General features: G+C 43.9%; 7 protein-coding genes and 1 pseudogene. 2 read left to right on the forward strand and 6 right to left on the reverse strand.

Going from position 1 to position 9,410, the window contains the following annotated elements; all coding sequences use genetic code 11:
• Positions 1 to 276: 276 nt before the first annotated feature.
• Positions 277 to 1,500: a tryptophan synthase subunit beta gene (gene trpB / locus R7F67_RS09445; RefSeq protein WP_005375643.1), complete on the forward strand. Its 1,224-nt coding sequence runs from the start codon at positions 277 to 279 to the stop codon at positions 1,498 to 1,500.
• Between the two features lie 131 nt (positions 1,501 to 1,631).
• Here trpB and R7F67_RS09450 read toward each other — a convergent pair whose 3' ends face one another.
• On the reverse strand, positions 1,632 to 3,089 hold the full coding sequence (locus tag R7F67_RS09450; RefSeq protein WP_005375642.1) for a DUF3360 domain-containing protein: 1,458 nt from the start codon (positions 3,087 to 3,089) through the stop codon (positions 1,632 to 1,634).
• Between the two features lie 418 nt (positions 3,090 to 3,507).
• Between R7F67_RS09450 and R7F67_RS09455 the strand changes: the two genes are divergently transcribed.
• Entirely contained in the window at positions 3,508 to 3,924 is a 417-nt protein-coding gene (locus R7F67_RS09455) for a VF530 family DNA-binding protein (RefSeq protein WP_005375544.1), read from the forward strand.
• A gap of 151 nt (positions 3,925 to 4,075) precedes the next feature.
• On the opposite strand, the gene R7F67_RS09460 is transcribed toward R7F67_RS09455, so the two are convergent.
• The 5 genes and pseudogenes from R7F67_RS09460 to R7F67_RS09480 form a co-directional block, all read right to left on the reverse strand.
• Positions 4,076 to 5,326: a DEAD/DEAH box helicase gene (locus R7F67_RS09460; RefSeq protein ID WP_005375545.1), complete on the reverse strand. Its 1,251-nt coding sequence runs from the start codon at positions 5,324 to 5,326 to the stop codon at positions 4,076 to 4,078.
• 545 nt (positions 5,327 to 5,871) lie between these two features.
• Positions 5,872 to 6,516, reverse strand: coding sequence for a lysophospholipid acyltransferase family protein (locus tag R7F67_RS09465; RefSeq protein WP_017635764.1), 645 nt, complete (start codon positions 6,514 to 6,516; stop codon positions 5,872 to 5,874).
• A gap of 9 nt (positions 6,517 to 6,525) precedes the next feature.
• The gene (locus R7F67_RS09470; RefSeq protein ID WP_017635765.1) at positions 6,526 to 7,458 is read right to left on the reverse strand and encodes a phosphatidate cytidylyltransferase; all 933 of its coding nucleotides are present in this window, start codon (positions 7,456 to 7,458) and stop codon (positions 6,526 to 6,528) included.
• On the reverse strand, positions 7,451 to 8,218 hold the full coding sequence (locus R7F67_RS09475; protein ID WP_080996661.1) for a CDP-alcohol phosphatidyltransferase family protein: 768 nt from the start codon (positions 8,216 to 8,218) through the stop codon (positions 7,451 to 7,453). Before R7F67_RS09475 ends, R7F67_RS09470 begins: the two co-directional genes overlap by 8 nt.
• A gap of 4 nt (positions 8,219 to 8,222) precedes the next feature.
• A pseudogene (locus R7F67_RS09480) lies at positions 8,223 to 9,073 on the reverse strand (hypothetical protein).
• Positions 9,074 to 9,410: the final 337 nt, after the last annotated feature.

Raw genomic sequence — 9,410 nt, forward strand, 5'->3', positions numbered from 1 at the left:
ACGAATCTAATTTTTGTTTCCAGACACCATCGCAGAGTGTATTTCCAGCATTCTGTTTGCCTCGAGAGGTTCTTATGACAGCCTAGGATCTCTCGAGGCTTTTTTGCATCTATTCAAACCACCTGATTCTACATCACAACTATTATCCCCTACACAAGCTGTACTTTTTAACTAGTGCACTAGATCGCGAACTCTGATTTAAGCAACTGATCACACAACCACTTCTAAATTTTGGGTATAAAAGTATCAATACTTTCGTTAACTAGGATGTAAATAATGAAAAACTCGTTTGATCTCACTATGCCCAACGAAGAAGGATACTTTGGTGAATACGGTGGTAGCTTTGTTCCACCTGAGCTTGAACAAATCATGCATGACATCAACGCAGCTTATGAGGAATGCAGCAAAGATCCTGAATTTAAAGCGGAACTCGCTCGCCTGTATAAGCACTTTGTTGGACGACCTAGCCCAATCTTCCATGCGGAAAACTTGTCTAAAAAATACGGAGCAGACATCTACCTAAAGCGCGAAGACTTAAACCATACAGGCGCACATAAAATTAACCACTGCTTAGGGGAAGCCATTCTCGCTAAAAAGATGGGTAAGAAGAAACTAATTGCAGAAACTGGCGCAGGGCAACACGGTGTTGCGCTTGCTACAGCCGCGGCATTGGTTGGTTTGAAATGCGATATTTACATGGGTGAAGTTGATATCGCCAAAGAACATCCGAATGTCGTCCGCATGAGAATCCTTGGTGCTAATGTCATTCCTGCCACTCATGGGCGCAAAACCCTCAAAGAAGCGGTAGATTCTGCATTCGAAGCTTATCTGAAAGATCCTGATACACAGCTTTATGCGATAGGCTCTGTCGTTGGCCCTCACCCATTCCCTAAAATGGTACGAGATTTCCAATCAATTATCGGTAACGAAGCACGAGTTCAATTCAAAGAAATGACCGGCAAGTTACCCAATAATCTCGTCGCATGCGTTGGAGGTGGTTCTAACGCGATGGGGCTATTTACTGCTTTCTTAGAGGATGAACAAGTCGCCATTCACGGCGTTGAACCTGCGGGCCGCTCTTTGCAAAAGGTTGGCGAGCATGCTGCAACACTCACACTCGGTGAGCCAGGTATCATGCACGGATTTAAGTCTTACATGCTTAAAGATGCGCAAGGCGAACCTCAGGAAGTGTACTCTGTAGCAAGTGGCTTGGATTACCCATCGGTTGGGCCTCAGCATAGTTACTTAAAAGACATTGGCCGTGTCAATTACGGCTCAATCAGTGATGACGAAGCGATTGATGCCTTCTTTGAGCTGTCTCGTGAAGAGGGAATAATCCCTGCTATTGAATCCTCACACGCTGTCGCTTACGCAATTAAACTCGCACAGCAAGGAGAAACCGGCTCGATTTTGATCAACTTATCAGGCCGTGGTGACAAAGACATTGATTTTGTCGTTGAACACTACGGCGCAAAATACGGCATTGAATCACTCATATAGCCTAACTCCGTAGCCTAACCCTACATGCAAAAAGCTACCTGGTACTAGGTAGCTTTTTGTTTTTGTCTACTATTTTAAGAAGCAAGTCCCTTTACTCACTGCTCTCACTATACCTTTAGAGCATAATTCGATTAACCGATAAGAGCTGGAATGCCTGGAAGCTGACCAACAATAGCAAGGGAGCCTGCACAAACGATAAACGCAGTGCCAGGAATCAGATATTTATCTTTGCGCGATAGTTCGTTAGCACGCTCATGGTCGCCGATAAGCCCGAGGTTATCCAACAGCATCGTGATTGCCCAACCGAAGACTGGATTAACGAATGCACAGGCAAAAATACAGATACCTGCACTGAGTGAATCTTTATGCTTATGGATCATCTGCATACCCGCTTCAAGGAGTGGTAAGAATACACCCACAATCAAAGCAACGCGCAGAACAGGTTCCCACATTGCTAGATCCATTGGGTAGCCAATTACCGCCGCCGCAATACACATGAAACCCGTCAACAGAGCGCCACCTGGAATAGGACGCTTGGCAATTGCGGCAGGAATCATGTACGTTCCCCAAGAAGAAGCTAGGTTTCCGCCCCCTAAGAGTGAACCAACCCCCTGACGAACAGATGCTCCGACCATCGTGTCGTCGACATCCATGAGTACACCTTTCGCTTCTTTTGGGTAGTTAAGTTCTTGAAACACACGATGGCCGAGATAATCAGGGGACCACATAGCGACTGCCAGTAGAGCAAATGGAGTCACGGCAATAAAGTGCTCTAGGGTTGGCCAGCCTAGCTGCCAGCCTGTATCTTCACCCCACCAGTAGAATGGACTGAAATTAGGCAGGCCCGGTTCTGTGGTAAAGGCAAACTCAGCGCCCATCAAATAAGCAACAATACCCGCGAGTGCAGAGCACAATGGGATAGCGAGCCAACGTTTATTGATCTTGGCTAAGTAAGCGTAAACCATAACGGTTAGGCCTATGACCACAAACGAAATGTAACCTTGGTCCGTACTTGCAGCCCACGCTTCCGTCTTATTAATTTGCCCGAGCAACCCAACGGCACCAAGGTAGATCAACAACCCTCCTCGAACCCCGATACCAGTCAGAGTCATGAGTTTAGAGCCACCTTTGGTTAAGGCGAGAATTAACCCAAAAACACATACCATCAAACCTAGCGCGAGAGGGTGCCCTCCTGCAGCTGCAATCATAGGAATCAGCGGTATCATTGGGCCATGGGTTCCCGCTAAGTTTGCATTCGGGTTTAGGATGGCAGAAAACAGGATGACGAACAGGGCTCCAGCGATAAGTAATTCGTAACGCACGTTTTCTGCAATGAATTCCGGAGATAAACCAAACTGAGCAGCAAAAGCGGAAACCATGGCAGTGACCATAACCACTTTACCAATGGTTGCTGCTAATGCCGGTACCCAGTCTTCGATTTCAATACTGTAATCACGTGAGGGCAAATGAATTCCCCAGCGACGGAAACTCATGACGGTTAAATCATGATTTAGAAAGTCTTCTCGGTTTTCAAATTCATGCGGTTTTTTGCGCACATCCCTGTAAAAAGTCTTACTTTTGTCAGACATTGAGTCATCCTTTTATGTTTCAACGTTGAACTACGTCAACTAGAGTTTCGCTTGGTAGACAGGCCTTCGACCAATACGAGACAACACCCACATCAAACTTCTAGGCCATACTAAGAAAGCGGCATGAACCAATTTTGATTTTGATCTTATTAAGCATGTGTTGCTATGGGTAGGAATATTAGACATTAGTAAAAGAACAACAAAAATCTCACTTATTACACAATAATTTAACATCGAGCTAGGACGCTTGAACTTTTATGAGTCATTTTTGAGCAGAGAGCCAAGTAGAACGGCTAATTCCGATTTATACTTTCAAGGTAGAGAGCACTGTGCTCGCATCCATCGCAAAGTAACTATCGATATCTCTACATTGTATACTTTGTTAAACTCCGCCCTTTAATGAGTAAGGCCCTTAAAAATGATGACTGACGAAGAGAGAATCGAGCTGCAACAGAACAATCCACTGCACGGATTAAAGCTAGAGACTATGTTGCAAGAGTTAGTGGATTTTTACGGCTGGGACATTCTAGATACAGCAATGCGTTTTAATTGCTTTAACACTAAGCCTTCGATTGCAAGTAGCGTGAAGTATTTAAAGAAAACCGAATGGGCGAGAGAAAAATTAGAAAACTTTTACCTTTATCGCTTTAAGCGCATGCCACGCGCGAGCGAAGAAGAATACAACTTACCACCAAGAGCTCGTACCTTCCCTCATGGCCTTGAACCTAAAGAGCCAATGCCGCTAACCGTTGACTCTATTCTTAAGTCACAAGCCAAAGCAGCGTCTGCATTTAAAAAGCGTTCACCTCGCGGACGCCCTGCTCGTCGCCAATAACACTATCTTGAAAAGCAATAGAGCCCTACTGGTAGCTCCAGCAGGGCTCTATTGTTCTTTAAAGGAATGGCTAGAAGCGAAGACTCAAGCTAGTGAGCATTCCTTTTCTCTAACAACTCCCGTAAGTAAACTCACATGTAGTTTACGTTTTCTATTGATTACGCTTTTTCTTCTTTTTACCCGTACCTGCCGGCTTTGCTCGCGGCTTCATTGGTAAAAAGTAGGCTTCACTCTGATCGTCTTCCACTTCAAAACCGACTACCTGCTCGCGTTCAAGTTGGAACTTATTTTTCTTTTCTATCACTTTGAAATGGTGGTAGTCGTCGTAATCGATAAGAGATAACCCTAAACCTACTTCACCAGCACGACCACTACGACCGATTCGATGCATATAATCAGCAGGGCTACGCGGAAGATCGAAGTTAATCACCACTGGAAGTTTTTCTATATCAAGGCCGCGTGCTGCGATATCGGTGGCAATAAGAACTTGAATCTCGCCAGACTTAAAACCGTCAAGGACACGAGTACGAGCGCCCTGCCCTTTATCACCATGGAAAACTTCAGCGGTAATACCGCGTTTTGACAACTTTTGAGCTAAATGATTACAGGCATTCTTAGCATTCACAAAAATCAGAGTCTGTCGCCACTGATGCTGTTTGATTAAGTGCGCGAGTACCGCCGTCTTCTCACCTTTATTTACACTAAACACGCGCTGCACCAAAGTGCTGGCTTCTGCGCTCTGCAACTGAACTTCAACAGGGTCGCGGAGCAACTGCTGAGCCAACGTCGTCACTTTATCAGGGAAAGTTGCAGAAAATAACAGCGTCTGTTTCTTCTCTGGGAGTAACGCAAGAATCTTATTCAGTTCTTCGGTAAATCCGAGGCTCAACATACGGTCGGCTTCGTCAAGAACAAGCGTTTTTACTTGGTCCAACTTAATCGCGTTACTGGATACCAGATCAAGTAATCGACCCGGCGTTGCAACAATGATGTCACAGCCACCACGAAGCGCCAGCATTTGTGGGTTCACCGATACACCACCAAATACGGCAACCGTTTTGATCTTATCTCTGAGATGGTATGAGTAAGATTTGACGTTATATGCCACCTGTGATGCCAACTCACGAGTTGGTACTAAAATCAGGTGGGAAACGAAGTTGCCACGGCGATTGTTTGATTCGTCTTGCTGAACAATTTTTTGCAAGATTGGCAGCGAAAAAGCAGCGGTTTTACCAGACCCCGTATTGGCACCACCAATAATATCTTTCCCTTCAAGGATATCAGGAATAGAACGGGATTGAATGGGCGTCGGTTGGCTGTATTCCAACGCTTCTAGTCGCTCGACTAATGTTGGAATCAGGCCAAGATCGGCAAATGTCGCTTGCTGTGTTTTATCTGTCATTACAAAGAGTGGCTCAGTGCTAGTAAAGGCCGTGTATCTTATGCTATTTCGCGTCTGGATGTTAGAGATAATGGCCCAAACAGAAGATTGGTGAAAGAAGCACTATAGGGTTCAGGAACTTCCTTTCACTAACATGAGTTAATGGTTTCGATAACCAATACTCTACGACCAAGATGGTAGCGTTCGCGACAAGCAAAGGGAAAAGGAGCCAGGCATTCTGACTCCTGTAAAACAAAACACATTGTATTTTGGGGAAAGAGATTACAAAGGCAGGCCACATCCGAATCAAAGGCTTAACCACACTATTTAAGCTCTGCGGTTTTAAGAACTTAATATAGCTTGAGAAAATACTATAGCTTGCAGGTGGGCAAAGTTACTTAGAACTTCTACTTAAATTAGTAATGTACGAGTAACTTCAAGTATAGAAAATTACTTAATTCAGTGTCCAAAATTGCTGGTTCGGATCTAGTAAGACAAACGGATTCCCTAAGTTTTTGGGGCTCTTGCTTTAAACGATAATGGAGTACTGTCGAGCTAGAACGTATCTACTCTTCGTGGTTAGTCACAATACATGCTTGTGCAAGCTGTTGATATTCAACTTGCATGGTTATTAGAAAGTCATCTGCATTTTCAAACCTCGCGATTGGCACTCCCAATACAACATCACAGTTAAAAGGAACAAGCATCGCTGTTCCTTTAGGGAGCGCTCGACCTAATCCGCGCATCACCACCGGAATGACAGGACAAGTTTTATGTTCATTAACTAAGTGATAAATCCCTTTCTTTAACCCGCTCATAGTTTCAGGTTCACCGCGACTACCTTCAGGAAAGATAATCAAGATATCTCCTTGATTAAGTGCCTTATGGCACTCATCAAATACAGTATGCCGCTCGCTTTTACTCGGTGAACGATGGATGGGAATAATGCCCAAAATATTGAGTGATAACCATGCTGATACTTTGTTTTTGAGAAAGTAATCGGCTGCTGCCACAGGACGCACCTTATGTACCATACTGATAGGAAAGAGTGCCAGTAATACCAAAGTATCGAGATGACTATTGTGGTTAGCCGCGACCACCATAGGACCATTGCTTGGCAGATTTTGCCGATTAATGATGTTGAGCCCCAAACCAACAAACACCAGTGGTTTCACAAACAGCAAGACGAACAAAACTTTTAAAATTTTCATATCGTCTTCTTAGTAGTAGAGGTAATAAATATAGTGGAAGAATAAGGGGGCGGTGAACATCAGGCTATCAATACGATCTAAAATGCCGCCATGGCCGGGGATAAACTGGCTGGTATCCTTAATTTGTAAGTCACGTTTAACCGATGAAATTACCAAATCGCCAATAAAGCCACTCAAGGCGATAATCATCCCTGCAACTAAACCTTGAACTGAAGTTAATGGTGTCAGGTAAGGTGCCACAAAATAGCTAGTGATGATGATGGTTGCCGCACCACCAATAAAGCCTTCCCATGTTTTGTTTGGACTGACTTTCGGTACGATTTTGTGTTTACCGAAGCTCTTACCCCATACGTATTGACAAACATCACTAAACTGAGTGAATACCAATAAGAACAGTAGCATTCCCATTGAACCGGTCTCTGGATTCTTGCTGGGCAATACCAATAAATATGCCATATGACTAACACAAAATACCGTCAGCATTAGCGCCCAGTGAATGATACCTGCTGAGCGAATGAAACCTTTGGTATCACCAATCAGCACCGCGACCATTGGAAGATAGAGGAAGGTGAAGACAGGAATAAAGATGATATACATGCCATACCAACCGATTGATAACCAGTAGTATTGAAACGGGATCGAAAGGTAAGCCCAGAAGATCACACGTCGATCTGTCATGCGCGTTGGTACTACAGAGAGAAACTCTTTCAGCGCCATAAAACTCAAAAAGGCGACAGAAATCAGCGTGTATTGAGTGGGCAGATAGAGCACAACAAAGACGATTCCGATCATCCACCACCAAGAACGAATGCGAAGTTTAAGCTCGTGGTAATCCTTATTAAGATTATGGCGTGACAAATACAGGTAAACCAAAGTGCCAATCACTAGTACGAGTGTGATGGCGGCCATCATGTATAACGAATGCGTAGGGATATTAATCATGGTTAGTTTCACCTACCGCCTTATCGATTGTCTCGTTGGCTGTTAGAGACTTAGAATGCTTGGCCTGATGATTTTTTTCATGGTTCAATAATAAGTTAGCGAGTTCTTTTTTAGCATTAAAAATACATACCAAACGACGCCAACAAGTTACAGCACAGCCAATTACCATGATTGCAAGCGATATGTCCATCAAATAAATGCCAAGTGATAACGTAAACCAATGGTTAATCGCCATTACTAAAAGAGTTACTGTGAGTAGGGCCATTCGATGCTGCTTAGCCATTGGTCCTCGAAAGTCGGCCGAGCAGTCCATGCTAACACCCAAAACGCGAATGTAAGCTGAGAGTACCGCTAATAGTGCCGCAATCCAAGCTAGAGGCATAGAAAATGCTGAATGAGCAACGAAACCAGCAGCGATAATCAACAGCGGATCGGCAATACGGTCTGGAACATCGTTAAACAACTCACCAGCAGGGGTTTTCTTCCCACCTTCTACAGCGACCATTCCGTCAAATAGATTGCACAATAACCGCATTTGAACCATCAGAGCGAACAGCACTAACCAAATTGGCGTAGGCCAGAAGCGATAACTAGCTGCAAAAGCAAGGCCAATAGCGGCAAAGAGGATGCTCATCAGTGAGATTTGGTTAGGGGTAATGTTTTTTTGGCTCAGCCAAATAGCAATTCGTTTGATAACTGAGATTTTACGCACTGCAAGAGGGCGTCGATTAGACTCGTTTTTGGATTCCATGCAGTCCATGTCCTTAAATAAGTTTTGTCGCTGTTACAGCAATTGCACATATAATTATCGGTTGACCTAAGAAAGCAGCAGCAAACAACGCGGCCTCACCATGTGCGCTCTGGAGTATAAATTTGAACATGTCAGAGCGAACATTCCCAAACCAATACACTAGGTGGTAATCATCTTTAAACACTAGGTCACTGGCAGCAATACTCGCCGATACAACAAACGTTAAAGCTCCTGCACCTTTAAAGTTTGCAACCCTAGATTTCGGGCTAAAACCCGGTTGCATTGCTTTAAATGAGTTAAGCGAGTATTTTTTCCGTTCATGTTGATACGAGCGCCATTCACAAACGCATGTTTGAGTGCTTTCCCGTTCTGATCTGTCCCATTGAATGCGACAATGATTTTTCCTCTGCTCTCAACAAGATCCGCCTTAATGTTCATATCCCCGAATTGCTTAGCAATAGACGCGGCGTCAAACATCGGCTCTGTGTGGTTGAACCATGATTTTGCTGCATTAATACTCGCAACCAGAATCGAGCCAAACGTTATGCAATATCTTGTGCGCATCTTCTAAATCAGTAATAAGTATATGTTGATGATTTTTAGTCATTTCATCTTCAAGTGAACACTGTTGCCCGGTAGAATCGCTCAGAATTTGAGGCGTTTTTAAACCTTGAGAGATTTGACCTAATCCAGCCTCTTGTCTATCTCTAAGAACCCTCTCTCTAATTTCTGTCCTTCGCTTTTCATCGCTCGCGGTATACCTCAACTCTTCCCTCTTCCTGCGCTCTCGACGTTGGCGAGCTACTCGTTCTCTAGTTGTTTCTTGTCTTTCTTTTTGGGCTACGGAGCGGATTCATATCTCATGGGAGTCGGTTTTACTGATAAATAAAAAGGATAATAACAATATTTTCAGTTATTTATCATCCTCAAAAAGATTACCTGATGATTTAACCAGTTAAATAGACAATTTGACAGACCAAACAGGCACAATGAAGGCTCAATAGTGTTGGGTTACATTCTATCGGATAACTTTTCGTAGGGTAAAATGAACGACACAGATCTTCTAGAGTGTTTGGTCTAGCGAGTTTTGGGGCACTTTTGCGTTAGAAGTTGCCCACGGTAAAATTTCTGGACAAATGTATGGTACGCCCCGTTTTGCAAGTGAAAAATCCAAATAACGGCGTTGGTTTGCGCTAATGTA

It is taken from the genome of Vibrio sp. YT-17, from assembly GCF_033337375.1.
Taxonomy (GTDB): Bacteria; Pseudomonadota; Gammaproteobacteria; order Enterobacterales; family Vibrionaceae; genus Vibrio; species Vibrio alginolyticus.